The sequence below is a fragment of the Trebonia kvetii genome, from assembly GCF_007827045.1.
GTDB lineage: Bacteria > Actinomycetota > Actinomycetes > Streptosporangiales > Streptosporangiaceae > Trebonia > Trebonia kvetii.
Genome location: NZ_RPFW01000003.1, coordinates 948,961 through 973,634, shown reverse-complemented (window position 1 = coordinate 973,634; position 24,674 = coordinate 948,961). Strand labels below are relative to the sequence as shown.

Annotated in this window: 23 protein-coding genes; 10 read left to right on the top strand and 13 right to left on the bottom strand. The window is 71.6% G+C overall.

The window, feature by feature from the left end; translation table 11 throughout:
* The first annotated feature begins 205 nt into the window (after positions 1 to 205).
* Entirely contained in the window at positions 206 to 2,530 is a 2,325-nt protein-coding gene (locus tag EAS64_RS19270) for an acyltransferase family protein (protein ID WP_187366016.1), read from the top strand.
* Between the two features lie 195 nt (positions 2,531 to 2,725).
* On the opposite strand, the gene EAS64_RS19265 is transcribed toward EAS64_RS19270, so the two are convergent.
* The 4 genes from EAS64_RS19265 to EAS64_RS19250 form a co-directional block, all read right to left on the bottom strand.
* Entirely contained in the window at positions 2,726 to 4,477 is a 1,752-nt protein-coding gene (locus EAS64_RS19265; protein ID WP_145854518.1) for an alkaline phosphatase D family protein, read from the bottom strand.
* A gap of 212 nt (positions 4,478 to 4,689) precedes the next feature.
* Entirely contained in the window at positions 4,690 to 5,136 is a 447-nt protein-coding gene (locus tag EAS64_RS19260; RefSeq protein WP_145854516.1) for a cupin domain-containing protein, read from the bottom strand.
* A 141-nt stretch (positions 5,137 to 5,277) separates the two neighbouring features.
* Positions 5,278 to 5,634: a DUF202 domain-containing protein gene (locus EAS64_RS19255; RefSeq protein ID WP_187366015.1), complete on the bottom strand. Its 357-nt coding sequence runs from the start codon at positions 5,632 to 5,634 to the stop codon at positions 5,278 to 5,280.
* Positions 5,631 to 6,044 (bottom strand): YidH family protein, encoded by a 414-nt coding sequence (locus EAS64_RS19250; RefSeq protein WP_145854512.1) that lies wholly within the window; start codon positions 6,042 to 6,044, stop codon positions 5,631 to 5,633. Before EAS64_RS19250 ends, EAS64_RS19255 begins: the two co-directional genes overlap by 4 nt.
* A gap of 226 nt (positions 6,045 to 6,270) precedes the next feature.
* On the opposite strand from EAS64_RS19250, the gene EAS64_RS19245 reads away from it, so the two are divergent.
* The gene (locus EAS64_RS19245; protein ID WP_145854510.1) at positions 6,271 to 7,266 is read left to right on the top strand and encodes an alpha/beta hydrolase family protein; all 996 of its coding nucleotides are present in this window, start codon (positions 6,271 to 6,273) and stop codon (positions 7,264 to 7,266) included.
* A gap of 20 nt (positions 7,267 to 7,286) precedes the next feature.
* Here EAS64_RS19245 and EAS64_RS19240 read toward each other — a convergent pair whose 3' ends face one another.
* The 4 genes from EAS64_RS19240 to EAS64_RS19225 all read right to left on the bottom strand — a co-directional run bounded on the left by EAS64_RS19240 (position 7,287) and on the right by EAS64_RS19225 (position 12,350).
* The gene (locus EAS64_RS19240) at positions 7,287 to 8,438 is read right to left on the bottom strand and encodes an SCO family protein (RefSeq protein ID WP_187366014.1); all 1,152 of its coding nucleotides are present in this window, start codon (positions 8,436 to 8,438) and stop codon (positions 7,287 to 7,289) included.
* Between the two features lie 83 nt (positions 8,439 to 8,521).
* Entirely contained in the window at positions 8,522 to 9,841 is a 1,320-nt protein-coding gene (locus tag EAS64_RS19235; protein WP_145854506.1) for an NAD(P)/FAD-dependent oxidoreductase, read from the bottom strand.
* Positions 9,842 to 9,881: 40 nt separating this feature from the next.
* Positions 9,882 to 10,910 carry a YihY/virulence factor BrkB family protein gene (locus EAS64_RS19230; protein ID WP_145854504.1) on the bottom strand — a complete coding sequence of 343 codons (1,029 nt, stop codon included), beginning with the start codon at positions 10,908 to 10,910 and terminating at the stop codon, positions 9,882 to 9,884.
* Positions 10,911 to 11,003: 93 nt separating this feature from the next.
* Positions 11,004 to 12,350 (bottom strand): outer membrane protein assembly factor BamB family protein, encoded by a 1,347-nt coding sequence (locus EAS64_RS19225; RefSeq protein WP_187366013.1) that lies wholly within the window; start codon positions 12,348 to 12,350, stop codon positions 11,004 to 11,006.
* 293 nt (positions 12,351 to 12,643) lie between these two features.
* On the opposite strand from EAS64_RS19225, the gene EAS64_RS19220 reads away from it, so the two are divergent.
* The gene (locus tag EAS64_RS19220; RefSeq protein ID WP_145854500.1) at positions 12,644 to 13,177 is read left to right on the top strand and encodes a YbhB/YbcL family Raf kinase inhibitor-like protein; all 534 of its coding nucleotides are present in this window, start codon (positions 12,644 to 12,646) and stop codon (positions 13,175 to 13,177) included.
* A 111-nt stretch (positions 13,178 to 13,288) separates the two neighbouring features.
* On the opposite strand, the gene EAS64_RS19215 is transcribed toward EAS64_RS19220, so the two are convergent.
* Positions 13,289 to 13,474, bottom strand: coding sequence for a hypothetical protein (locus tag EAS64_RS19215; RefSeq protein ID WP_145854498.1), 186 nt, complete (start codon positions 13,472 to 13,474; stop codon positions 13,289 to 13,291).
* Between the two features lie 75 nt (positions 13,475 to 13,549).
* On the opposite strand from EAS64_RS19215, the gene EAS64_RS19210 reads away from it, so the two are divergent.
* Positions 13,550 to 13,909, top strand: coding sequence for a TraR/DksA family transcriptional regulator (locus EAS64_RS19210; RefSeq protein ID WP_145854496.1), 360 nt, complete (start codon positions 13,550 to 13,552; stop codon positions 13,907 to 13,909).
* A gap of 10 nt (positions 13,910 to 13,919) precedes the next feature.
* Here EAS64_RS19210 and EAS64_RS19205 read toward each other — a convergent pair whose 3' ends face one another.
* Together EAS64_RS19205 and EAS64_RS19200 are read right to left on the bottom strand one after the other, a co-directional pair.
* The gene (locus EAS64_RS19205; protein ID WP_145854494.1) at positions 13,920 to 14,630 is read right to left on the bottom strand and encodes a response regulator; all 711 of its coding nucleotides are present in this window, start codon (positions 14,628 to 14,630) and stop codon (positions 13,920 to 13,922) included.
* 54 nt (positions 14,631 to 14,684) lie between these two features.
* Positions 14,685 to 16,088 (bottom strand): sensor histidine kinase, encoded by a 1,404-nt coding sequence (locus EAS64_RS19200; protein ID WP_187366012.1) that lies wholly within the window; start codon positions 16,086 to 16,088, stop codon positions 14,685 to 14,687.
* Positions 16,089 to 16,199: 111 nt separating this feature from the next.
* Between EAS64_RS19200 and EAS64_RS19195 the strand changes: the two genes are divergently transcribed.
* A complete protein-coding gene (locus EAS64_RS19195) occupies positions 16,200 to 17,711 on the top strand; it encodes an ArnT family glycosyltransferase (RefSeq protein WP_187366011.1) in 1,512 nt (503 codons plus the stop codon).
* 87 nt (positions 17,712 to 17,798) lie between these two features.
* On the opposite strand, the gene EAS64_RS19190 is transcribed toward EAS64_RS19195, so the two are convergent.
* A complete protein-coding gene (locus EAS64_RS19190; protein WP_145854488.1) occupies positions 17,799 to 18,974 on the bottom strand; it encodes an XRE family transcriptional regulator in 1,176 nt (391 codons plus the stop codon).
* 55 nt (positions 18,975 to 19,029) lie between these two features.
* On the opposite strand from EAS64_RS19190, the gene EAS64_RS19185 reads away from it, so the two are divergent.
* From EAS64_RS19185 to EAS64_RS19165, 5 genes are all read left to right on the top strand, one after another.
* Positions 19,030 to 19,443 (top strand): secondary thiamine-phosphate synthase enzyme YjbQ, encoded by a 414-nt coding sequence (locus EAS64_RS19185; protein ID WP_145854486.1) that lies wholly within the window; start codon positions 19,030 to 19,032, stop codon positions 19,441 to 19,443.
* A gap of 247 nt (positions 19,444 to 19,690) precedes the next feature.
* Positions 19,691 to 20,581: a carbohydrate kinase family protein gene (locus tag EAS64_RS19180; RefSeq protein ID WP_145854903.1), complete on the top strand. Its 891-nt coding sequence runs from the start codon at positions 19,691 to 19,693 to the stop codon at positions 20,579 to 20,581.
* Positions 20,582 to 20,750: 169 nt separating this feature from the next.
* Positions 20,751 to 21,338, top strand: a complete 588-nt coding sequence (locus tag EAS64_RS19175) for an RNA polymerase sigma factor (RefSeq protein WP_187366010.1) — start codon at positions 20,751 to 20,753, stop codon at positions 21,336 to 21,338.
* Entirely contained in the window at positions 21,335 to 22,246 is a 912-nt protein-coding gene (locus tag EAS64_RS19170) for a CU044_5270 family protein (protein ID WP_145854481.1), read from the top strand. The genes EAS64_RS19175 and EAS64_RS19170 overlap by 4 nt, the downstream gene beginning before the upstream one ends.
* A gap of 202 nt (positions 22,247 to 22,448) precedes the next feature.
* Positions 22,449 to 23,225, top strand: coding sequence for an SDR family NAD(P)-dependent oxidoreductase (locus tag EAS64_RS19165; RefSeq protein ID WP_145854479.1), 777 nt, complete (start codon positions 22,449 to 22,451; stop codon positions 23,223 to 23,225).
* Between the two features lie 60 nt (positions 23,226 to 23,285).
* Here EAS64_RS19165 and EAS64_RS19160 read toward each other — a convergent pair whose 3' ends face one another.
* Entirely contained in the window at positions 23,286 to 24,611 is a 1,326-nt protein-coding gene (locus EAS64_RS19160; RefSeq protein ID WP_145854478.1) for a phenylacetate--CoA ligase family protein, read from the bottom strand.
* Positions 24,612 to 24,674 lie beyond the last annotated feature (63 nt).

Here is a 24,674-nt window from a genome sequence, read left to right as displayed (position 1 = left end):
ACGCCTGATGGCGGCGGTGGTCCGGGAGTAGGGGAAGCCCCGGACCCGTTCGGTATGGGCTGATTTACCCGATCGGAAAGCCGCCGCGGGACAGCGACCGGCCACCACGGCCATCCCTCCCTGGTTTCTCTATGTAGCCGCACGGTAACTATAAGTCATGGCTTGGCAATCGGGCGGTTAATCGGGGGACGCTGTGCCACAACCAGTGCGGGACGACCAGAGGTATCTGCCGGGGCTCGACGGGCTGCGCGCGATCGCGGTTGCGGCGGTGGTCGCTTACCACCTGGGGTACGGCTGGGCACAGGGCGGACTGCTCGGGGTTGGCGTCTTCTTCACGCTCAGCGGCTACCTGATCACCGACATCCTGGTCGGCCAGTGGGCGTCGCGCGGGCGGATCAAGCTGGGCGACTTCTGGCTGCGGCGGGCGCGGCGGCTGCTGCCCGCGCTCTTCGTGATGCTGGCGGTGGTCACGGTGTGGGTGACGCTGTCGGCACGGACGTTCCTGCCCGGGTTCCGCGGCAACGTCGTCGCGTCCGTGTTCTACGTGAGCAACTGGTGGTTCATCGGCCAGCACGCCTCGTACTACGCGCGGTTCGCGCCGCCGACGCCGCTCGACCACCTGTGGTCGCTCGCCGTAGAGGAGCAGTTCTACCTGGTCTGGCCGTGGGTGGTGCTGCTGCTCGTCTTCGCGTTCGGCTACCGGGCGCTCAAGAAGCGCCGGGCGCTGCCCGACCAGCCCGGCGGGCTCGCGGGACCGCAGGCGTCCTACCTGAGCCGCGGCGCCCGGTGGTGGATGGCTGGCGCGACGCTGGCGCTCGGCGCAGTCTCCGCCGTCCTGATGGCCCGGCTCTTCCACCCCGGCTACGACCCGACGCGGATCTACGAGGGGACCGACACCCGGGCCTTCGGCCTGCTGATCGGCGCGGCGCTCGCCATGGTGTATCCCACCCGCGGCATCGCGGCGGGCGACGGGCGCACAGCGGCCGGGCGCAGCGTGCCCGCCGCCGCCCGGTGGGCGCTCGACTTCGCGGGCCTGGCCGGGCTGGCGGTGATCGTGCTGCTCGTGTGGCGGACCAACCAGTACTCGGACTTCATGTTCCGCGGGGGACTCGAACTGCTCTCCGTCGCCACCGCGGCGGTGGTCGCCGCGGCGGTTACCCCGGGAAGCCTCATCGGGCGGGCGCTCGGCATCGGGCCGCTGCGCTGGACCGGCGTCCGTTCTTACGGCATCTACCTGTGGCATTTCCCGCTGATCGTGCTGACCGTCGCGGTCGGCGCGGCGGCGAACCCGGCGAGCCCGCTCCGGGCGCTTGCCGTGGTGGCCGGGACCGTCGCGGTGTCCGCGGCGTCCTGGACGCTCATCGAGGAACCGATCAGGACCGGCTTCCGCAAGCACTTGACCGCACCGGCCGGGGCGGGGAAGCACATCGCAAAGCACACCGTGAAGGGGGGCACCGTGAATGACGGCCCGGTTAGTGACGGCCCGGCTAACGTCGGCCCGGTTAATGACGGCTCGGCGGACGATCGCGCCGTCGGTGAGGGCGCTGGCCCGGCCGGCGGTGCAGGCTCGGGCCGCGGTGCCGGCTCGGGCGGGCGGGGCAGGCGGACCTGGCGTGCGTGGCTGCCGGAAACGCCGCAGGCGATCGCCGGGGTTTGCCTGCTCGCCGCGGCGGTGCTCGCTGCCGGCGTGAGCGCGTCGACCCGGCTCGCCGCGAACAGCACGCCGTCCGGCGGGCGGGTCAGCACCACGGCGGCGGGCGGTACTGCCGGCGGAGACACGCAGGCGGGCTCCGCGGCAAGCGCACAGCTCTCCAACACCGGAGCGGCCTCCGGCCAGGGCAAGCAGCCGGCCGCGGCCGTGCCGGTGACCTCGGCCGGGGTCGACCCGGTCGCGGCAGGCGGTTCGGCGGCGATCGTGCCCGCGCTGCCGACGCCGCCGCCGCGGACCTCCTGCACCCAGGTGGTGCACATCGGCGACTCGACGTCCGACGGTCTCGTTTCCGCCGACTACGAGCCGAACCCGGCCAACCGGATCATGGCGCGCTACGCGGACGTCGGCATCAGGCACTCGATCATGAAGGTGGTCGGCGCCACCTCGATCGTCGAGGCGCTGCCCGGCACGCCGAACGCGTACCAGATGGCCAGCGAGTTGCTGAAGACCGGCTACCACGGCTGCTGGGTGCTCGCGCTCGGCACCAACGACACGGCAGACGTGTACGTGGGCTCGAACATCGGCCGGGTGCAGCGAATCCAGAAGATGATGAAGCTCATCGGCAACCAGCCGGTCATGTGGGTCGAGGTCAGCTCGCTGCTGTCCTCCGGCCCGTACGCCGAGGCGAACATGCGGCTGTGGAACGACGCGCTCAAGAAGGAACTGCCGCAGCACCCGAACATGCGCATCTACGACTGGCCCGCCGTCGCGCAGAAGGCCTGGTTCATCAACGACGGCATCCACTACACGTCGCTCGGCTACGCGCACCGCGCCACTGCGATCGCGGACGCCCTCGCCTACGCGTTCCCGGCGAACTAAGACCTGCCGACCGGCGGCTGCCGCCCTGCCGACCGGCGGCTGCCGCCGCGCCGACCGGCGGCTGCCGCCGCTTGATGCTGTTATCAACGATCTTGAGGATGGTGGATATTTAGGTACACCCGGATGTAGCTAAATATCCACTGTCTTCGGGCTGGGCCGGGCCGGGCCAGGCCAGGTGAGGCGGGCGCTGGGGCGTCAGGTGAGGCGGGCGGCGCGGGCCAGTTCCAGGCGGGGGGTGCCCGCTTCGTCGCTGCGGGAGCGGTCGAAGCGGACGCGGGCGGTGGTGCCGTTGTACTCGAGGACGGCGATCATGTTCTCGAACCACGGGCCCTCGGTGATCCGCCAGCGCATCTTCGGGATGTGCGCGCCGGCCAGCGAGGAGATGGCGGTGCCGATCAGCCCGCCGAGCCGGCTGCTCGCCAGCTTCTGCGCGGTGACCATCTTCGGCGGCATCGCCTGGTGGAACGGCGAGCAGACCGCCTCGTAGACCGCGCTGCGGATCGCGCCGTCAGCCGCGGTGCCCGCCGACGGGGCGCCCGCGATGTGCTTGGGCAGGTCCACCGCGGCCAGGTAGCTGTGGTGGATGTCGCCGGAGATGATCGTCAGCGAGGCCGGCGGGCGGCCCGCCGGGCTGCGCTGGCCGGTGGCGATCTCGCCGAGCAGCCGCTCCAGCCTGATGAACGACTGGCCGAACGCGGGCCAGTGCTCCAGGTCGAGCGCCTGCCGCTGCCGCTCGCCGAAGCGTGCCGCCCCGCGCCCCCAGGCACCGCCGCTGACCCGTTCGTTCCACGCCTCAAGGGTGTGGATGCCGCGCGGCAGCAGAGGCGGCACCGAGGAGGCGAGCACCACGTGCGCCCAGTCACCGGCGACCGCGTCGGTGCACCACTGCCACTCCGCGTCGTCGACGATCAGCCGGGTACCGTCGACCACCCGGCGGCTGCGCGAGTCGAGCATGATGACCCGGACCGCGCCGAACGTGCGGGCGAAGGAGAAGCGGACACCCGGTGCCCGCTCGTCGGCCCGGCGGGCCAGGTCGGCGAGAACTGGTGCCGCGTCGCCCTGCTGGCGCACCTTGCCCCACGTGTCGTCGGTCGCCAGTTCGGCCGGCGGCAGGTTGCCGAGATGCTGGTACACCCAGTAGCTCTGGAAGGCGCTCTCGATCCGCCTGCCCCACCACGGCTTGGCAGTGGCCTCGGCCCGCCACTGGGCGGAGGTGTTCCAGTCGTCGTGCACGTCGTGATCGTCGAAGATCATCGCCGTCGGGATGACAGAGAACAGCCAGCGGACTGCCGGCTGGCTCCACGCCTCCCGGTACAGGGCGCAGTACTCCTCAAAGTCCGCGACCTCGTTGTCCGGCGCCACTGCGTTGTCCGGCACCGGGGCAGCAGCCGCCCGCTGGCGGTGCGCGGCCATGAACTCCCGCGTGGCCGGGCCCGGCTCGTCGCCGTAGACCTGGTCGCCGATCATCAGCAGCGTGTCAGGCCAGCGGTCGCGCGGCACGCCGGCCAGCGTGGCTGCCTCGGCGTTCAGCGCGCAGGTACCCGCCGCTGCCTGCTCCTTCGCGGCCTGCTCGCGAACGCGCCTGCTCAGGTTCCGCGGGGCGATCTCGGCGACCCGGCAAGAGCCGAACGCCAGCCGCACCGGGCGGTCCTGGCTCAGCGTGCGCAGCACGCTCGGCGGGAACTCGCTGCCGGGAAGCGGCCAGCGGACCACGCCGTCGAGGGCGACCCGGTACTCCGTCTCGCTGCCTGGCGCCAGGCCGTCGAGGACCACCAGGCCGTAGTGGTGTCCGGAGACCTCGAAGGTCGGGGCGGTCCGGCCGAGTATCTCCACCTGGCATTCGCGGTCGGTCTCCACCCAGACCGTCGCCTCGGTCTCGCCGACGTACCGGAGCATCGGCCCGAGCACCAGTTCCGGCGCAGTCTCAGCATTCCGCTCAGTCGTCATCGCGGCCAGTTCCTCCAGTCGTTCGGGCGACCCCTGCCCGGTCCGGATGTCGTCTCGGACTTCCCGGCCCGGGCGGCCGTATTCAGGATTCAGGCTAAATGCCGCGCTGCGGCGCCGCTGAGTGATGGGGATGAACTGGCGCCGGGCGATGGTGGGCCGCCGGGCGGCGCGACCGGGCCGGGCGGCGGGGCCGACGGGAAGGAGCGGGCGGGTCAGCCGGGCAGCAGCGTGAAGTCGGCGAAGTCGAAGCCGGGGGCAACCACGCAGCTCACCAGCGCCTCGGCGGCGCCGACCGGGCGGGCTGACTGCCAGTGGCCGCCGGGGATGACGTGCTGCGGCAAGTGCCCGGCGGCCAGATCGGGGCCGAGCGTGACTACGCGCGGCAGCGCCGCGGGCGCCGCGCCGTCGCCGCCGTCCAGTAGCAGCAGCGCGCCGCCGCGGTGCCACAGCCAGGCCTCGTCCGACCTGACCCGGTGCCAGGCGGACTCCTCGCCTGGCGTCAGCAGGAAATAGATCCCGGTCGCCGCGGCTCGCGGGCCGGAGTAGCCGTCAGGCTGCCAGGACGGCCCGGCGCGCCAGGTCTCCCGGTACCAGCCGCCCTCCGGATGCGGTGCGAGGTCGAGCAGCTCGGCGGTGCGCGGGCGCGGCGGATGATCCATGGGTCCTACTATGCCGGTTGGCGTTGGCCGGGTAGCCGGGTGGCATCGTGCGCCGGGTGGCCGGGTGGCCGGGTGGCGGCCGGCGTCAACGGATGGCGGGTGACCCTCGTGGCCGGCGGCCAGGGTGGCCAGGTGGGCGGGTCAGCGACGCAGCAGGGCGCCGGGGTCGGCGGGGCCGAATATCGCGACGCCGAGGGCGAGCAGCGAGACCGCCACGATCGCGACGGCGATAGTGAACAGCCGCGTCGCGCCGACTCGCGGCAGTTCGGCAGGGTCAGATCGGCTGCGGGAAACCTGGCCGAGCTGCCAGACGAGCGGCGCCATGGCGATGATGAGCGCGCCGGTCAGGATGTTCGCCTTGAGGACCGTGCCGCCAAGCGCGGCAAACGAGATCGCGGTGCGCAGCCAGGCAAGCGACGTGCGCTCCCGCGCCAGGCCCGGATGGCGTTCCTCCGGGTCGTCGCCCGGCTGTCCGGCCGCCGGGTTCTGACTGGTCACCGCACCGCCGAGGCGAGCAGCACGGCGGCGGCGGCGACCGCCATGCCGGCGATCGCGAGGGACAGGATCCACGGCATGACCGACCTGGGCAGCGGCTCGCCGCGGCGCAGCGCGCGCTGGGCCTGCACCCATTCGGCGTAGGCGACGACCGCGACGACCGCGCCGAGCGCGATCAGCGGCACGCCGAGCAGGTGGCGGCCGAACGGCACGCCGGGGAACGGCGGCAGCAGCTGCACGACGCCAAGACCGGCCACCACCAGGGCAAGCGCCGTCCGGCTCCAGGCCAGGAAGGTGCGCTCGTTGGCGAACGTGAACCTGGGATCGGGCTCGGTGCCGCCGGCGTCCTGTGCGACGCTCTGCGGCAGCAGGTCGGCGAGACGGCTACGCCACGACCGGTGAACCTTATTCATCCCGCCCTTTGCCCTGGAATTCCCGCGGACCCGGCGCCGCCTGGTGACGGGTTCGCGAGGGTGGCTGGCCCAGCTTGCGCGTGCTGCTTACGTTCGCTCATTCTGCCCGTTACACCGGTAACGCGGCACCGCGGGTCGGGCGATTGCCGGATTCAGCGGGCAGTGCCCGAATGGACGAAATAACCCAAGCGCCGCGCGCGCGAGGCCGCGAATCTACTCTTTTCCTATGGCGGCACGTCGCGGCAACGAGCTTGAGCCAGGGCAGATCGAAGTAGCGGGAATCAGGCGGTCATTTTGGCTTGCCCGTGCACCCCGCCCGGCCGGCAGTCGGGCGGCTCCGCCGCTGCTCATCGCGCTGCACGGATCGGGCATGGACGGGCGGGGCATGGCCTGGTTCACCGGGCTCGCCAGGCGGGGGCCCGCCGCCGGCATCACCGTCGTCTTCCCCGACGGCTGGAACGGCGGCTGGCATCCGGCCCGGGTACCGTCCGCCGTGCCCGGCCTTGACGACGCGCGCTTCCTCGCCGAGCTGGCAAGCCACCTGGAGTGGGCGGGCGCGGCACGGTCCTGGCCCGTCTTCCTGGCCGGGGTCTCGCACGGGGCCCGGTACGCCGAGCATGTCGCGCGGCACGGCCTGCTGCCGGTGACCGGCCTGTTCCTCGTCGCGGGCACCGGGCTCGCCGTCAGCCGCAGGCAGGTGCCCGTGCCGCAACTGCGCGCCAGCGTGGCCCTCGTCGTGGGCAACGGCGACCCGACCTTCCCCTACCAGGGCGGGCGGCTGACCAGGAAGGGCATGTCCGGGTTCCTGCTGAAGCGTCGCGCGGTGCGGCACGGCGAGCTGCCAGGCGAGGACGTGGTGACCGGCGCGGAGGAGCTCGCCGCCGACTGGGCGGCGGCCAACGGGATCACCACGGCCGCCGGCGTCACGGTCACCGGCAGCTTCGCGCGGCCGGCGATCGAGGAACTGCCGATGCCGGCCGGCGAGCCGCCGGTGACGCGGATCGCGTGGTCAAGACCCGGCTGCCATCCGGCGACGCTGTACCGGATCGAGGGCGGCGGGCACGGCTGGCCCGGCGGCCCGCAGTACCTGCCGAGCCAGGCGATCGGGCCGGTCAGCAGGCACCTGGACGCGACCGGGCTGCTGCTTGACATGGCCACCAGGGAGGCGGCGATCGCCTCAGGCAGGACGGTGCCTGGCCTCGAACGGTGGGAGACCGCCTGACGGCAGCCAGGGCGAAACGGCTACTGGTGGGCCGCGACGGTCTTCTCCAGCGTCGCCAGTGACACCCAGCCGTCGTGCTGCCAGACGATCTTGCCCGCCGCGTTCACCAGGGCGTACCAGGGCTGGTCCTGCACGCCGTAGCCGTCGGCGAGCCGGCCAGACTCGTCAAGCGCGACCGGGTAGTCGAGCTTCCCGACCTTGCCCAGGTAGCCGCCCACCGCCTGCGCCGACGCCTCGGTCACCGTGTTGTCCACCGCGGTCAGCGGCGGCAGGTGCTTGCTCGCGGCGTCCTTGACGTAGCCGTTGAGCCCGGTCAGCTCCGCGCTCAGGTCGGAGGTCTCACTCAGCCAGGTGGCGAAGAAGACCACCAGGCGGGCCTTGCCAGGGCCGAGCGTCACCGCCGGCGCCGTCGCCGCGTTCGGCACCTGCGCCTGGGGCAGAGTCACTGAGTCAGCCGGGGTCTGCCCGGGAACGGCGGCGAGGGATTCGATGCTCGACAGCTTCGGGTGGCCGGGCAGCAGCGAGGACACCTCGGTCGCGATCACCTGGGCGGACTGGGTGACGCTTGAGTACGCCATCTGGGTCAGGTAGGCCTTCTGCAGCTTGCCCTGCTGGTCGATCACGTACAGCGCGGGGGTGTGGTCAATCTGTCCGGACTGAATCTGCACCGCGATGCCGTAGTGCTTCCAGACCTCCTTGAGCTGCGCGGCGGTCCCGGTGAGGAAGTCCCACTGGTTCACCATCGAGTGCACCCGGGAGTAGGCAAGCACGTTGGCCACGGCGATCGCGTCCGGATTGGCGTCGATGCCGAGCAGCTGCACCGAACCGCCCGCCTTGCCGAGCAGTTCCTTCGCCAGCACCATGGACTGGCTAGTCAGCGGGCAGACCGTGGTGCACTCGGAGTCCTCGAAGCCGAGCAGCACGACCTTGCCGCGGAACTGGCTCAGCGACATCTGCTGGCCGAACTGGTTGACCAGCTTGAAGTCGGGCGCCTGCTTGCTGCCGAGCGAAGAGCCCAGGTCGAGGTTGGGGTTCTCCATCGCCGCGGAGTCCGCCGAACTCATCGCCTGTCCGCCTGGCGCAGGCGAGCCCGACGACGACGATGAGCAGCCGGCGATCGCCAGGGTCGCCGTCAATGCCAGGCCGCCAAGCCACGCTCGCCGTCGCGTCATCGTCATTCCCTCGCTGCACAGGGGCTTTACCTGCGGCGCCGCACCCAAGGCTCGCGTCGCCAGCTTTCGCTGACGAGGCTACCCTATGGATTACTACGACTAGTAGTAGACCCCTGCGGAAGCGACTCCCGCTCGGCCGCCTGGCCGGTCTCGCCGTGCAGCGGCGCCGTCGGCTCGTCGCCCACGATCACCCCGCCGCCGTGTCCCCAGGCGATGTACCGCCAGGACAGGTTGATCAGCGTGGCGACCCTGTTGCGGCCGCCGAGCAGGTACACCAGGTGCAGCCCCAGCCAGGCGAACCAGGCGATCGTCCCGGTGAAGCGGGCGCCGCGCGCCAGCTGCACGACGGCGGAGCGGCGGCCGATCGTCGCCATCGTGCCCTTGTCGTGGTAGTGGAAGGGCTCAGTCGGCTGACCGTGGACCAGCCGGACGATCTGCCTGGCGGCGTGCTTGCCCTCCTGCAGGGCGGGCTGCGCGAGCTGCGGCGACGGTTCGGCCTCGTACAGCGCCATGTCGCCTGCCGCGAAGATCCGCTCGCTGCCCTCGACCCGCAGGTCCGGCCCGGTGAGCAGCCTGCCGCCCTTGCCCTGCTTCAAGCCCCAGGCGGCAACGGACGGGTGGGCGGCGACCCCGGCGGTCCAGACCGTGAGGTCGCTCGGCAGCGACGTCCCGTCCGCGAGGATCACGTGATCGGGAGTCACCTCGCGGATGCGCGAGTTCAGCCGGATGTCCACGCCCCGGTCCTCAAGCTGCCGCTTCGTGTAGGCGCGCAGCTTCGGGCTGAACGGCATCAGCAGTTCAGGCGCCATCTCCACCAGCCGGATGTGCACCCGTTCCGGGTCCACGTCGGGGAACGTCGCGTGGAGCACCTCGTTGCGCAGCTCGCCGAGCGTGCCCGCGAGCTCAACGCCGGTGGCGCCGCCGCCGACCATGGTCACCGAGAACTCCCGGCGGCGGTCCGGGTCGGCGCTCAGCCACTCGAAGCCGTTCATGATGTGGTCGCGGAGCACGATCGAGTCGGCGCGGGTGTACAGGCCGAAGGTGTTCTCCGCCGCGCCCGGTATGCCGAAGTAGTTCGCCGACATGCCGGTGGCCAGGATCAGGTAGTCGTAGCCGACCTCACGGCCGCCCTCGAGCCGGAGAACCCGGGACTCCTGGTCGATCTCGGCCAGCTCACCGCGGATGTAGCGGGCGTGCCGCTTGGCGGTGAACCCGCCGACCGGGGGGGAGACGTCGCCGGGGTTGAGCCCGCCGGTCGCCACCTGGTAGAGCAGCGGCTGGAAGGTGCTGTACAGGTTCTTGTCGATCACGGTCACGCGCAGCCCAGTCTTGCGCAGCCCGGCCACCGCGGACTGGCCCGCGAAGCCCGCCCCCACGATCACCACATGCGCCGAATCCGTCATCTCGCCGACCGCCTCTTCTCGTCGTTCGCCGACGGCGGCGCTACCGCCTGCCGACGGCCCGCCGCGCCCTGGAAAACCAGCCCGCGGCTCCATTATGTCCAACATGCTCCGGGCCCTCCGCATGCCCCCGCGGACCGGGGATCGCGGGCCGTTCCTGCTCCTTCTCCTCGGTCATCGCGGCCGGCGTCTCCTCGGTCACCGGGGCGGGCAGGATGGAGACCGGCCACTGGCGGCGAGCGAGCACCACGTCGATCTCGGCGGCGTACAGGGTGACCTCCGACTGCAGGAAGAGCCAGGCCATCAGGCCGAGCACGATGCCGAAGGTGCCGTAAAGCTCCGAGGCGCGGTGCAGCTGGTGGCTGACCACGTAGCCGCCGGCCACCTGGAGCGCCTGCCAGCAGACGGCGGCGATCGCCGAGCCGGTCCGCAGGTCGCGCCAGCGCACCTGGAAGAAGGTCGCGAGCCGGAAACCGAGCCAGAACATGCCGAGGTTGACCACCAGGGAGACCGCCACCGTGGCGACGTACGCGCCCGCGCCGGTGAGCACGTGCCCGGCCCCGCCGGCCAGGCCGGAAAGGAACGTGGTCGCGATGAAACCGATGCCGATGCTGAGCACCAGCGCGAGCGACCAGGCGATAGACAGCGGAAAGCCGGGTCGGCGCTCCTTCGGTATGCCCCATACCACGCACATCGCGTTCTGCATGGCGCCCGCCACTCCCCTGGCGCCGAGCAGCAGGAAGATGATGCCGATGATCAGCGGCAGCCCAGTGCCAGATATCGATCCCAGGTTCGCCTTGATCTGCTGGCCGACCACCGGGTACTGGGCGAGCGCGGAGTTGATCAGGTCCTGCTGCAGCTGAGGGTCGTTCCGCAGCACGATGTTGAGCACCGTGACCAGGATCAGCAGTAGCGGGAAGATGGCCGCGAAGGCGTAATAGGAGATGAGCGCGGCGAGGTTGCCCGCCTGGTCGTCGTTGAACTTGGACCAGACCGCAACGGGAAAGGCCAGCACTGTCCGCCGTTGCTGAAGCCGGTCCGCGGCCTGCAGCGACTTGTCGATCGCCTTCATACGCCCCTCGCCTACCCGCTCATCTGCCCCCCATCTACCCGGTCACGGTCCGCTCATCCGCGCCCCGCCGGCCGCAGCCGATCCCAGTGCCGGTCACAGATTGACTGCGACGAGTTCCGGGTCGGCGCACAGCCCAGGGGAGGACAGGTGCGGGCACGCGGTTATCAACACCGTGCCGCCGGAGACCGCGGCGCTGCCGCCGAGCCCCGACAGGTCGGAGAAGAAATGGGGCCACGGCAGGGCCGTCGACGTCCAGGTGACCCGGCCCGCGGCCACCCCGTACTTCCAGGCCTGGCCGTTCGCTCCGCCGTCGAGGCCGAGGGCCACTCCGTCCCTGACCACGTACATGCCGCCCGAGCCGGACGCCGAGCCGGGCACCGAGGTCCGCACCTTGCCGGACTGCGGGTCGACGCCTGCCAGCGTGCCGTCGGCTACGGTGAGGTAGATAAGGTGCGACGCGGGGTCGATCCCCTCGGGCACCGCCGGCCGTCTCGCCCACAGCAGGCCGCCAGTCGACTCGCTGTACGCGGTCACGCCGTCTGCCGACGCGAACAGGACCGCGCCGTCCGCGGCAATCGCCAGCGAGCCAGGGAAGGGAACGCCGACGGGGGAACCGAGCATCCGTTCCGCGCCCGAGGTCAGGTTGATGACTCGCAGCGCGGTGACCGAGGAGGAGCCGAGATACCCGCCAGGCGATTCCGCCACGTACAGCATCTGCCCGTCCGCCTGCCATGACTGCCCGGCCGCGGTCGTGCGCCGCCAGCGGACCCGGCCGGTGGCGTTGGCGTAGCTGGTCACCCTGCCCGGCCCGATGATCACGGTGGTCGCCGCCGAGGCCGCGACCGCGCCGCCGAACACGGCCGCCGGGTAACGCCGCAGCTCCGCCCCGGTCAGGGAGTCGATCACCACCTCTGTCCGCGAATGCCCGTCGGCCGCGAGCAGCCCCACCGTGACCACCTGCGGCCAGGCCCGCACCGACACAATGGCCGAGCCGATGGGCGCATCCAGCGTCAGCTGCCAGCGCTGAGCGGTGCCGCTGCCGTCGTCAAGCGCGTAGCCGGTCACGTCAAGCCCGGTGCCGAGCACGGCAAGCCCGCCGCCCACCGCAACATAGGCCTGCTCCCCTACCGGTACCGTGCCTCCGTCACCGGCGCTGCCGGTCACCGTGCCCGCGGACCAGGTCCCCGGCAGCGGCACCGTCCACTGCTTGGCCGACGCGGCCTGGGCTTCGCAGTCCCGTCCCTGGCAGGAGGCCTGCCGCTGCGTGCCGCCGGGCGGCGCGCTCGGCAGCGGCAAGAGCACGAGCACGAGCAGGCCAGCGGCGAGCAGCAGCCGGCGTGCCGGGCGGGAGCGTGCCAGGCCGGCCAGGCGCGCGAACCTGCGGCGTGCCCGCACGGCGCGCAGCACCCGGCGTCGCGCCCTCGCGCGTCCGGGCCTCATTACCCGCCGTCTCGCGTGCCGTCGTTTCATCCCTCGCCCGTGCCGCTGGAGAAGATCCGGGAATAAGGGTACGGGGCATTACCCGGCCGGTGACCGCTGTTTGCCGCCCGCCGGGCTAACGCGGACCCCGAGGGATAACGTTGGACAAGGCACTAGCCAGAGCAGATTCATCCTGCAGCCCTGGTGCGGCGGGGCGGACCCGATATGATCGCGGATTGCGCGATCGGGTCCGCCACGCCGCACATCGGGGGGTACGGGGGGTCGTCCCCCCGGGAGATAGTTGAGGAGCACACATGGCAGATCGCGCACCGAATCCTTACGACTTCCTGCCGCCCGTGCCGTCGTTCACCGTGACGAGCGACGACGTGCGCAATGGCGAGATGATGGGCAACGAGCAGGTCTTCAACAGCTTCGGCATGAGCGGCGAGAACATCTCGCCGCAGCTGGCCTGGTCCGGGTTCCCGGCGGAGACCAAGGGCTTCGCGGTCACCTGCTACGACCCGGACGCACCTACCGGCTCCGGCTTCTGGCACTGGCTCGCGGTCGACATCCCCGCGTCGGTTACCGAACTGGCCGCGGGCGCCGGGGCCGGGGACCTCACGCTCCCCGACGGCGCGTTCCACGTGCGCAACGACTACGGCAGCAAGGACTTCGGCGGCGCCGCGCCGCCGCAGGGCGACGAGCCGCACCGCTACATCTTCGCCGTGCACGCGCTTGACGTCGAAAACCTCGGCATCGACGGCAGCGTGAGCCCCGCGGTCACCGGATTCAACCTGCGATTCCACACCATCGCGCGCGGGTTGCTCATCCCCGTCTACGGGCACTGAGCACGCGAGCGCGATTGACGATTACGCCACCCGCGCCGGGCATGCCTGACACGTATCCGCGTTCAGGATCGCCCGGTGCCGGGCCGGCGAAAATTATGCGACGCGCGGAATTCAGCCGTTGTCGTCGCTCTCTGGCACCATGCCAAGCGCTTCCTTGTGACGCAGTTCATAGTGCTTCGTCAGGGCCGCACTCGCCTCACCAGGCCGGTAGGCGACGGTACGCTGACAGATCTGGCAGCGCGTAACTGGAAGCTGCGTCACCGTGACCGGAAAGTTCTTCTCTGCTGAGCGGGTCATGAGCCTTCACCTGCAATGGGGCCGACGAGAATGTGTCGGATCTCCGGTGTGTTTTCGCAATGATAGCCGATAGACATGACAGAACCGAGCGACGCTAAGCGCCGGCTGAATGCCGATCGCGACGAGACCCTCGGCTACCTGGCCGAACTCGAACGGGACTTCGCCGCGATCGTGACCAGTGCGAGCGAGGGTTCCGCCGGCGGCGACGACGAGCATGACCCGGAAGGCGCCACGGTCGCATTCGAGCGGCAGCATCTCGCGGCGCTGATTTCTCAGGCCAGGGAGCATCTCGCCGCGATCGACGCGGCAGCGCGGAAAATCGATTCCGGCAAGTACGAAATATGTGATAAGTGCGGCGGGCCAATTGGCGCGGAACGCCTTGCCGCGCGGCCCGCCGCCGTCACGTGCGTGAATTGCGCCCAAACGCGGCGCTGACCGGATGCGGCTAGGCGGGGCGGCCGGGGATGACCGCGCCGGTCTCGTAGGCGAGGATCACCGCCTGGATCCGGTCGCGCAGGCCGAGCTTGGCGAGCAGGTGGGCGACGTGCGTCTTCACCGTCGCCTCGCTGACTACCAGGGCGCGGGCGATCTCCGTGTTCGACTGACCCCTGGCGAGGAGCAGCAGGATGTCCCGCTCCCGCGGTGTCAGAGAGGCCAGCCGGGACGGGGCGGGCGCCGCCTCGGCCGGACGGCGGGCGAACGCCTCGATGAGCCGCCTGGTCACCGACGGCGCCAGCAGCGCGTCGCCCGCGGCGGCCACCCGCACCGCCGCCACCAGGTCGGCGCGCGGCGCGTCCTTGAGCAGGAAACCACTGGCGCCGGCCCGCAGCGCCTCGTACACGTAATCGTCCAGGTCGAACGTGGTCAAGATGACCACCTTCGGCCCGTCGCCAGCAGCGGTGAGCTGCCTGGTGGCCTCGAGCCCGTCGAGCACCGGCATCCTGATGTCCATCAGCACCACGTCGGGCCGCTCGGCCGCGGCCAGGGACAGCGCCTGCGCCCCGTCGGCGGCCTCACCGACCACGGCGAAGCCGGATGCCTCGAGAATCAGCCGGAAACCGGCCCTGACCAGCTCCTGGTCGTCGGCCACGAGCACGCGAAGGGGGTTCGCGCTGCTGGCAGCGGACGGCTCTGGCCGTGAGTCATACAACGTCATGGGGGATCACCACGGGCGCGGTCGGGTCAGCGGAAGGTCATCACCTGGCAAACGTCACGCTATCGGAAGGCGGGCCGTCACGGTGAAGCCGCCGCCGGCGGCTGGTCCGAGCGCGAGGGAACCGCCGCAGGAGGCGACGCGCTCGGCGATCCCGGCGAGGCCGTAGCCGGGGCCGGCCGGCGACCAGGACCCGGCCGCGGAAATGTCGCGCCCGGCCCGCGAGGCGGCGCCGGCCGCGGCGGCCACGCCGGCGCCCGGCCTGGAGTTCGTCACCTCGACGGTGAGCTCCGCCGGCGCGTAGCCAAGCACGACGGACACGGTGGCGCCAGGGGCGTGGCGCAGCGCGTTCGTCAGGGCCTCCTGCACGATGCGGTACGCGGTCAGGTCGATGCCCGCCGTCAGCGCTGTCTGCTCCCCCGCTGTCTCGCAGGTCACGTGCAGCCCCGCCTCGCGGAACGCGGCGATCAGCTCATCAAGGCGAGACAGTGAGGGGGATGGTGTAAGCCGAACCCGTTCTGGGTCCTCGCTGTCTTTGAACCTGAGCACGCCGAGCAGCCGGCGCAGCTCGGTCATCGCGGCGCGAGCGGTCGAGCCGATCAGGTCGGCCGACTGGGCGGCGGCCTCCGGGCGGGCGGGCAGCAGCGCGCCCACCGCCTCGGCCTGCACCGCCATCAGGCTCACGTGGTGCGCCACCACGTCGTGCAGCTCGCGGGCGATCCGCACCCGCTCGGCCGCCGCGGCCCTGGCCGCCGCCGCGTCGAGCGACGCCTCCGCCCGCGCGGCGCGTTCGGCCGCCGCGCTGAGCGCGACCCGGCGGTAGCGGTTCAGCGTGCCCACCGTCCACGCCGCGCCGAAGATGAAAAACTGCACGATCGCGTCGTACGGCTGGCTGTGCCCCGGCAGTGTCTGGGACGCGCCGATCCCCACGATCGACACCGACAGTGTCACCCAGCGCAGCCAGGGGCGGCTGCGGTCGGCGACCGTCGCGAAGGCAATAGCGGGCGCCAGCGGCAGCGGCGCGTAGCCGAATTGCAGCACGTCGAAGAGGTTGCGCGGGATGCCGCAGAGGATCAGCGCGGGCACCGGCCAGAGCCGGCGCAGCGCAAGCGGCAGGCACTGGGCGGTGACCAGGAACATCGCGAGCCAGGCCGGGTGCATCTGGGACTGATACGGCAGCAGCGACAGCAGGTTGAGCACCGCGAGCGCGAGCGCGAGCCCGGTGTCCTGCACGACCGCCTGGCCGCGCGGCGACAGCGCCGCGTACCTGGCCTGCCAGCCGGCCGCGCGGGCGGTGACCCAGCCGGGCAGCCGGCCTGTACCGCGACGGCCAGTACCTGCGGCACCGCGGGAGGAGCCTGCCGCCGCGGTCCGGGCCACGCCGGGCTCGGTACCGGGAACAGGCGGCGTTCCCTGGTCCCTGGCCGGCCAGGGAACTCCGTTACGTGCCGTTCGCGTCACGAACTGATCGTAAGTCGGCCTGTCTCCGCCGGCATCATCCGCCAGCGGGAGATGGCGGTTCATCCGGCTGGCCGACGCGGGATGAAAGACCAGCCGCCGACGATGACTGACATGGAGACGACCATCGCCAAGCGGCCCGCGCCCGCCGCCGCACCGCACGCGGTCATCCGGCGCATCCTCACAGACAAGGCGGTCTGGCTGGTCGCGGCCGCCGCATTCGGCGTCGAGATGGCACTCAGCGCCAGGTACGGGTACGTCCGCGACGAGCTGTACTTCCTGTCCGCGGGCACGCACCCCGCGCTCGGCTACGTGGACCAGCCGCTGCTCACCCCGCTGCTCGCGCACCTGGACGTGCTGCTCACCGGGAACACGCTCGTCGGGCTGCGCGCGCTGCCCGCGTTTGTGTTCGCCGCGATGGTGGTGCTCACCGGGTCGATCGCACGCCAGCTCGGCGCCGGCCCGCGCGGCCAGCTGCTCGCCGCGATCGCCACCGCCTGCTGCGCCCAGTACCTGGGCGCGATGCACGAGCTCACCACCACAACCCCCGACTTCCTGTTCTGGACGGTCCTGCTGTGGCTCGTCACCCGGCTGCTGGCAAGCGGCAATCCGCGCTGGTGGCTGGCCATCGGAGCGACCGCAGGCATCGCGATGACCGCGAAGTGGAACGCCGGCTTCCTCGTCGCGGGGCTGCTGCTCGGCTTCGCCTGCACGGCGGCCGCGCGGCCGCTGCTGCGCAGCAGGTACCTGGCCATCGCCGCAGTGCTGTTCGCGGCGCTCGCCTGGCCCGACTTCGCCTGGCAGGCGGCGCACGGCTGGCCGAACCTCGAGGTGTTCCACGCCCTGCAGGGCGACGCGTGGAAGAACCGCGTCCAGTACTGGCCAGGCCAGGTGCTCTACACGTCGATCCTGCTCGTCCCGCTGTGGTTCCACGGCATCCGCTGGGCGCTGCGCGACGCCCGGTTCCGCGCGGTGGGCATCGCGGCGGTGTTCGTGATCGTCGCCCAGTTCGTACTTGGCGGCAAGCCCTACTACCCCGGCGGAATCTACACGTTCTGCTTCGCGGCGGGCGCGGCGGCGCTCGGCCCCCGGCTGGCCGGCGCCGGCCTGCGGCGGCGGGCCGCCGTGTTCGGCCTGGCCGCGCTGATCTCCGGCGTCATCTCGCTGCCGCTGCTGCCCGCTGCCGCGCTCGCCAAGCTCCCCGTGCAGAAGATCAACTATGACCTGGGAGAAGAGATCGGGTGGCCGTCGCAGGTCAAGCTGCTGGCCAGCGTGTGGCACTCGCTTCCGGCCGCAGAACGGGTTCGGGCAACTCTGCTCGCAGGCAACTACGGCGAGGCGGGGGCGGCCGATCGGTACGGCGCGTCCTTCGGGCTGCCGCGCGTCTACAGCGGGGCGAACTCGTTCTGGCTGTGGGGACCGCCGCCGGCCGGCGACACGGCAGCGGTCGCGATCGGCGTCGACCCCGCCCTGCTGCACCGCGAGTTCGCGCACGTGAAACAGGTGGCGGTGTTCCGTAACGGCATCAACGTTGACGACGACGAGGAAGGCACCGCGATCTACGTCGCCACCGGGCTGCGCACCCCGTGGGCGACCGCGTGGCAGGCCTTCAAGGACTTTTCCTAGGCGGCCTGCCCCGCCACCCAGGCGAGACGCGGTCCCGCCACGCGCGCAACAGCCGCCGGTACCGCCTTCGCGGCGCCGGCGGCTGCGTCAGCTGGCCCGCTCGCCGCAGGTGGTCGCGTCGTAGCCGGGGAGGCTGGCGAGCTGGGCAAGCAGCCAGGGCGAGGCGAGCACCTTGAGCAGCGCCTGGACCTCGCGGGAGGCGGCGTGCTCGGCGGGGATGACCAGGCTGAAGCGCTCCTCGGCGAGCGGCGCGAAGGCCAGCCCGTAGGCGCGTGCGGCGGGCTCGCTCGCCACCCCGGCGTCGGCGAGGCCCGCGTTGATGGCCGCGGCGACCTGCAGGTGCCCAGCCGCCTTAGTCTCGTAACCCACGATTTCTTGGGGTGTTATGCCGCTGCGCCGCAGCTCCGCGTCGAGCAGGCGCCGGGCCTCCGCGCCCGGCTCGCGGTTGACGATCCGCAGCTTGCGCTTGGCAATGGCGGCCACACTGTCGACCGCCGACCACAGGCCCGGCCGCAGCACAAGACCCTCCCGCCAGGCGGTGAAGCCGACCTGGGTGGCACCGTCGGGCAGCGCCTGGCCGCTGCTTTCCCTGTCGCCCTGGGTGTGCACTCCCGCCGCGTGCACCAGGCCCTGCTGTGCCAGACGCAGCGCGGCGCCCGAGCCGCAGGGCCACCAGGCGAAGGCGACCGGCGGATCGAGCAGCGCGAGCGGCGTGGCGAGCAGCGGCAGCGCAGGGTCGCAGCCGGCCACCACGAGCGTCGGGCGCGGCGGGCCGATCGGGCGGACCGAGATCTGCTCGGGGCCCGCGTCGGCCGGCCCGGTTCCGATGGGTGTGACCGCTCCGTTGGCCGGGCCAGCCGCCAGCGGGACCGCGAGGCCGCCGGCCGACAGGAAACCGAGCCCGGCGCCGCTGTCGCCGCGCAGCGGCAGCGCGATGAACCGGTCGCCCACCGGGGCGAGCATTACCCGGCTCGGCCCGTCGTGGCCGACGTGGCGGCCGTTGCCGTCGCGGAGGGGTGCCAGGCTGATCGCAGCCACCGGCGCGGCCGGCTCCCCCGGGCCGAACAGGTCCTCAACCGACATGCCGAGCGCCTGGGCGAGCGCGAGCGCCACGCGGAGCGACGGGTCGGAGTGCCCCGACTCCACCGCGGAGACCGCCTGCCTGCTCACCCCCGCCATGGACGCGAGCTGCTGCTGCGAGAACCCGCGCACCTGCCTGGCGAGCCGCAGGTTCGCCCCGGTGCCGCTCGGTGGCTCTGTCATATACGGATGCTAGGCGATCGGCGGGCCGCCAGCGGCTTGCCTAGGATCGGGAGCCATGGAGAGCCAGATCATCCGGGTGAAGACAGGCAACAGAGAGGCCGTGGCGGACATCACCGCGGCGTGCGCGGAGTTCGCCCGCACCGCCTCCGGCGGCGGCGACGGGCTGCTGCACGTGTTCGTGCCGCACGCCACGGCCGGCATCGCGCTCATCGAGCTCGGCTCGGGCAGCGACCCGGACCTGCTTGCCGCGCTCGCCGACCTGCTGCCCGCCGACGACCGCTGGCGGCACGCGCACGGGTCCCGCGGCCATGGGCGGTCGCACGTCATGCCCGCCCTGGTACCGCCGTACGCGACGGTTCCCGTCCTCGGCGGCCGACTGGCGCTCGGCACCTGGCAGTCGATCGCGCTCGTGGACCTGAACACCGACAATCCGGACAGGCAGGTACGACTGTCGTTCCTGGCCGGCTGAGGCAGGCGCTACCAGGGTCGTGGGCGGCTGCCCGGGGGTAATGGCCGTCCCCCCAGGTGACGGCCGTGGTTACCAATGAGATAACTACCCATCCGGGCGGTGGCAACCGGCATTAGGTTGCGGATACGGTAGGAGTCCCCAATCAGGTTTCATGTCGCCAACCGCCTGCGACGAGGCAGGGCACCGGCGGCTGGGTTCCTGGTCCCGCCATACCTGTTAGCCGCTTGATGATGAGGTGATGACGACCATGGCCCGCATCGTTGTCATTGGCGACCTTATGACTGACACGGTCGCGCACGCAACACTGCCGCTTGCCCGCGGGAGCGACACCCCCGCCAAGGTGACCACGCACGGCGGCGGCTCAGGCGCCAACGTGGCCGCCTGGCTTGGCGCGGACGGCGCCGACGTCGCCTTCATCGGCCGTCGCGGCGCGGACATCGCGGGCCGCAACAGGGACATGGAACTCATGGGCTACAGCGTGGACGCCCGCCTGGTGATGGACCCGGAGCGGCCCACGGGCACCTGCGTGGTGATGGTCACCCACAAGGGCGAGCGGACCATGCTGTCCGACCCGGGTGCCAACGCGGCGCTGTCCCCCGATGACCTGCCGCACGACCTGTTCGTCCCCGGTGCGCACCTGCACGTGTCCGGGTACACGCTGCTGTCCGAGGGCTCGCGGTCTGCGGCGCTCGCCGCGCTCGACTTCGCCGGCCGGGTCGGCATGTCGACCTCGGTCGACGGCGCGTCGGCCGCGCCGCTCGAGCGGGTAGGCGCCGAACCGTTCTTCGAGCTGACCGGCAATGTGGTGCTGCTGTTCGTGAACGCCGCGCAGGCGCGGGTGCTCACCGGCCGGGAGGACCCAGAGGCCGCCGCCCGCGTGCTCACCGCCTGGTACCCGCAGGTGGTCATCAAGCTCGGCGCGGAGGGCGCGCTGTTCTTCGCCAACGGCCGTCCCCCGGTACGCGTGCCCGCTCCCCCGGTGGAACGAGTCATCGACGGAACGGGTGCGGGCGATGCCTTCACCGCCGGCTTCCTGCCTGCCTGGCTGGACAAGAAGCCGCCGATGGAGGCCATGGCCAGCGGCTCACGCCTCGCCGCCCACGCGCTGAACCTCATCGGCGCCCGCCCGATCTTGTGATCTCCCGGGGGGACGACCCCCCGTACCCCCCGGTGTCCTTGGTGTCCTCGCGCCGCGGCCCGATGGCAAAAGACGCCATCGTATCGGGCCGCGGTGCTGCGGCAAGAGCTGCGGGGAAACTGCCTGCAGGCGGACGCAACGCTTTTACTTCTGGTGGCATAAGACGGGTGTGACAGATCACGAGCGATCCGACCGCCTGCTGCTCGCGGGATTGCCGGAGCAACCGGAACTGATCGGCGTGCTCTATGAGCGGCATGCCCCTTCAGTCTTCCGCTTCCTGTCCAGGCGGGCCGGGCCCGCCGCCGCGGAAGACCTGCTTTCCGAGGTTTTCGTGGCGGCGCTCTCGGCCCGCGGGCGGGTGGTGGCCCACGACAGCGGCAGCGCGCTGCCCTGGCTCTACGGCATCGCGGCGAATGTGCTGCGGCACCATTTCCGCGACAGCCGGGCCGGCGGCGCCGCGTCCCATGACGCGGGAATGGACTGGGACGCCGTAGAAGACCGGCTCGACGCCCAGGCCAGGCGCGGTGAACTGCGCGCCGCGCTGAGCGTGCTCTCCACCGCCGAACGCGACCTGCTGCTGCTTGTCGCGTGGGAGGGGCTTACCCCTGCCGAGGCGGCGAGCACCGTGGGCATCAGCCAGGTCGCGGCGCGCAGCCGGCTGCACCGGGCCAGGATGCGCGCCGCACGTGCGCTGCAGTCGGTGGCCGGCCCGTTTCCCGATTACCCATTCGTCGCGAACCAGGAGAACCTGACATGACCCCACTTGACGACCTGCTGAGCGCCGCGGGGCGGGTGGACGAGATCACCACCGGCCAGTGGCAGCGCGGCCGCGCCGCCCTGGATCCAGCCATCGCCATTGCCGCCTCCGCCATCCCGGTCGCGGCCCAGCCGTCGCGGGCCGCCCAGCCGTCCCGGCCCTCGCGGCCCACCCGGTACGGCCTGCGGCGCAAGTTCGCGCTCGCCGGTACCGCGGTGGCGGCCTGCGCCGCGGTCGGCGCCGTCGCCCTCGTCCTCGACGCGGGCGGGCCCGCCGTGGACGCCCAGGCAGCCACTCTGCTCAGGAACGCGGGCACCGCGGCGGGAAAGCAGCAGGGCGGCTGGCCGAACGCCCCCTACTGGGACGTCACCTCGGTCTACCAGCGCGACGGCAAGACCTACCACCGGGAAATCTGGATTTCCCACCACGGCGACTCCGTACTGCGCGATGGCGGAGCACCCGGCGGTGGCGTGCTGCCGCTCGGGGCCGGCCTGTTCCCGGCCGGCGGCACCGCGCTGACCTGGGACGAGCTTTACGCGCTGCCGACCGACCCGGCGCAGCTCACCGCGACGCTCAACGCCGACATCAAGGGCGCGGGCCCGAACCCGCAGAGCGAGCTGTTCACCATCGTCGGCGACCTGCTGCGGGAGAGCCCAGCACCGCCCGCGCTGCGCAGGGCGCTCTATGACGTCGCGGCGGGCATTCCCGGGGTGCACCTGACGGGCAAGGTCACCGACATGCTCGGCAGGAAGGGCACCGGCGTGACACGCGACGGCGAGACGCTGGTGATCGACCCCGCCGACGGAAGGCTGCTCGCCGACACCGAGGACGGCTGGACCTCTGCCTACGTCCACCAGGGCCCAGCCAGCAGCGCGCCTGCGGCGTCGCCGCAAGAAGGCAAGTCCTGAACGCTGCCCGCCCCCGCGCAAGATCGTTAGCCGTTGCCCGTGTCGTTACCGGGGTGATCACCCCGGTAACGACACGGGCATTTTCGGGATGCGGGCGGGGTGGGCGGAGCTGCATAGCCGTGTCGGCTGGCATGCCGCAGTTTGGACACTGTTAAGTTTCGGGGATCGCGGAGCGAGGCCGGGGTGTGATAGGCAATCCCGCATGACAACGGGGTTCCTTGAGGACTTGTTCTCACTCGATGGCCGTGTGGCAGTCGTTACCGGCGGGAGCTCTGGGATCGGCGAGGCGATGGCCACGGCCCTAGCGCTGGCCGGCGCGCGGGTGGTGATCGTGGCCCGCGACCCGACGCGCCTGTCGGCGACCTGCGGCGCGCTGCTCGACGGCGGCTGCACGGCCGCCTGGGTGAGCGCTGACCTCGCCGACCGGGCGGAGGTCCGCCGGGCGGCGTCCGCGGCGGCGGCGGCATTCGGCGAGCCGGACATCCTTGTCAACTGCGCCGGGGTGAACCTCAGGCCGCCGCTTCCGAAGCTCTCGGAGGAGGACTGGGACCTGATGATGGCCGTCAACCTGACCGCGCCGTTCTTGCTCGGCCAGCGGTTCGGCCCCGGGATGGCCGCACGCGGCTGGGGCCGCATCATCAACGTCACGTCGCAGCAGGCACAGCGCGCCTTCGGCAACAGCGGCGGCTACGGCGCCTCCAAGGCCGGCCTCGCCGCCCTCACCCGCTCCCAGTCCGAGGCCTGGGCGAAGTCCGGGGTCTGCGTGAACTCCGTCTGCCCCGGCTTCGTATCCACCCCCCTCACCACCGAGGTCTCATCCGACCCGGTCCGGTCCGCCGCCCTGGCCGCCCGCACCCACGCCGGCAGAAACGGCGAACCCTCCGACTTCGCCGGCGTAGCCGTCTTCCTCGCCTCCCAAGCCAGCGAATACATAACCGGCCAGACTATCTACGCCGACGGCGGCTTCTCCGCCTTCTGACAGGGGATGTCGCTCAAGGAACCCGTCGCCCTGGCGGGTCCGCCAACGGCAGCGCCGCGGTTAGGGGGCGGACGTGGGGACGACGTCGTCTGGGTCGATGACGGAGTTCCTTGCCTTGCCCTGGCCGGTGAGCGGGATGGTGTCGACGACACGGACAGTGACGGCTTGTCCCGGCCCGAAGTAGCGATCTACGTTCGCCTGGACCTGGGCGGTCGCCGCCTGGAGGTCGAGGCGTGCCGCCGGCACAACCCTGACCTCGAAGCGGCCGGGTGCCAGCTGGGCTACCTGAGCCTGGTGCACGTTGTCGAGGTTGTCGGTCACTATGGCGGGCATCGGCAGGGATCGGCCGTCGGCGCTGGTAAAGGGCTCCTCGTGCCTTCCGTCGACGCGCCCGAGTAGCGGGTAGGCACGGCCGCACGGGCACGGGCCGGGGCCGGCGGGCCCGACGTGGTCGCCGGTGCGGTAACGGAACAGGGGGAATCCCCAGTTGTGCAGGGGTGTTCCGACGATCTCCCAGCGGTCGCGGACCCCGGGCACGGGCAGCAGTTCCACGATGCCGTAGTCGGGGAACACGTGGTACCCGCCGGCCTCGCAGCCCCCGGCCAGGGCGACCCGTTCGGTCTGACCGTAATGGTCGATGACCGGTCCGCGGAACACCGCGCGCATCAGGTCTGCCTGAGCGTCGGTGGTCACCTCCGACGACGTGATGACGGCCCGGACGGGCAGGGTCAGCCCCTGATCGTGCAGGAACGACGCTAGCAGGGCGATGGCCGACGGCCATCCCTCGATGGCATCGGGGTCGAAGCCGCGGATGGCGTCGATGATGGCCGGCAGCGACTGGGTGGTCAGGGCGAAACTTGACACCAGGAGCTGACGGGCGCCCGGCAGCAGCCTCGTCGTCTGATCGGCGGAAAGGCCTCCCCTCAGGACCACCCGCCGCGTGCTGCGGCCCAGGCCGAACCAGCTCCACTGCCGCTCGAGGGCACTGAGCTCGAAGACCGACGATCCCGGAGTCCGGTAGCAGGTGATAGGCGCTCCGGTCGTGCCGCTCGACCGGGCCTCCCACAGCAGCCGCGACGGGTAGACCTGGAACCGCTCCGCTCCCGTGACGAGGTCGCTGCGCTCCAGCAGCGGCAGCCGGGCAAGATCTGCTGCGGTCCGGACCGATCGCGGGTCGAGCCCGGCCTCACGGAACCACGCGCGGTAGAACGGCGAGCGAGCCTCCGCCAGCCGGACCAGCTGCCGCAGCCGCCGGTCCTGGTAACGCGATATCGTCTCCTCATCCGCATGATCAAGGAGCGCGAGGGACTGCTCGATCGCCGGCCGGAACGGATGCCAGCGGCGGATACGGTACTGCAGGTCCAGACGGGACCCGGGTGGTGCCATCGCTCGTCCTCCGGGCAGGTAAAAGGCGATCGTCGTGCGATTGCCTCGAAGGGCAGACGAGGC

Bases quoted from the DNA above. Each gene is read 5' to 3' on its own strand.
- EAS64_RS19185 (WP_145854486.1), top strand. From the start codon at position 19,030: ATGGAGAGCCAGATCATCCGGGTGAAGACAGGCAACAGAGAGGCCGTG.
- EAS64_RS19215 (WP_145854498.1), bottom strand. From the start codon at position 13,474: ATGACCCGCTCAGCAGAGAAGAACTTTCCGGTCACGGTGACGCAGCTT.
- EAS64_RS19265 (WP_145854518.1), bottom strand. From the start codon at position 4,477: ATGACGACTGAGCGGAATGCTGAGACTGCGCCGGAACTGGTGCTCGGG.
- EAS64_RS19170 (WP_145854481.1), top strand. From the start codon at position 21,335: ATGACCCCACTTGACGACCTGCTGAGCGCCGCGGGGCGGGTGGACGAG.
- EAS64_RS19260 (WP_145854516.1), bottom strand. From the start codon at position 5,136: ATGGATCATCCGCCGCGCCCGCGCACCGCCGAGCTGCTCGACCTCGCA.
- EAS64_RS19225 (WP_187366013.1), bottom strand. From the start codon at position 12,350: ATGAGGCCCGGACGCGCGAGGGCGCGACGCCGGGTGCTGCGCGCCGTG.
- EAS64_RS19235 (WP_145854506.1), bottom strand. From the start codon at position 9,841: ATGACGGATTCGGCGCATGTGGTGATCGTGGGGGCGGGCTTCGCGGGC.
- EAS64_RS19220 (WP_145854500.1), top strand. From the start codon at position 12,644: ATGGCAGATCGCGCACCGAATCCTTACGACTTCCTGCCGCCCGTGCCG.
- EAS64_RS19190 (WP_145854488.1), bottom strand. From the start codon at position 18,974: ATGACAGAGCCACCGAGCGGCACCGGGGCGAACCTGCGGCTCGCCAGG.
- EAS64_RS19195 (WP_187366011.1), top strand. From the start codon at position 16,200: ATGGAGACGACCATCGCCAAGCGGCCCGCGCCCGCCGCCGCACCGCAC.
- EAS64_RS19160 (WP_145854478.1), bottom strand. From the start codon at position 24,611: ATGGCACCACCCGGGTCCCGTCTGGACCTGCAGTACCGTATCCGCCGC.
- EAS64_RS19250 (WP_145854512.1), bottom strand. From the start codon at position 6,044: ATGAATAAGGTTCACCGGTCGTGGCGTAGCCGTCTCGCCGACCTGCTG.
- EAS64_RS19245 (WP_145854510.1), top strand. From the start codon at position 6,271: ATGGCGGCACGTCGCGGCAACGAGCTTGAGCCAGGGCAGATCGAAGTA.
- EAS64_RS19230 (WP_145854504.1), bottom strand. From the start codon at position 10,910: ATGAAGGCGATCGACAAGTCGCTGCAGGCCGCGGACCGGCTTCAGCAA.
- EAS64_RS19240 (WP_187366014.1), bottom strand. From the start codon at position 8,438: ATGACGCGACGGCGAGCGTGGCTTGGCGGCCTGGCATTGACGGCGACC.
- EAS64_RS19180 (WP_145854903.1), top strand. From the start codon at position 19,691: ATGGCCCGCATCGTTGTCATTGGCGACCTTATGACTGACACGGTCGCG.
- EAS64_RS19165 (WP_145854479.1), top strand. From the start codon at position 22,449: ATGACAACGGGGTTCCTTGAGGACTTGTTCTCACTCGATGGCCGTGTG.
- EAS64_RS19210 (WP_145854496.1), top strand. From the start codon at position 13,550: ATGACAGAACCGAGCGACGCTAAGCGCCGGCTGAATGCCGATCGCGAC.
- EAS64_RS19205 (WP_145854494.1), bottom strand. From the start codon at position 14,630: ATGACGTTGTATGACTCACGGCCAGAGCCGTCCGCTGCCAGCAGCGCG.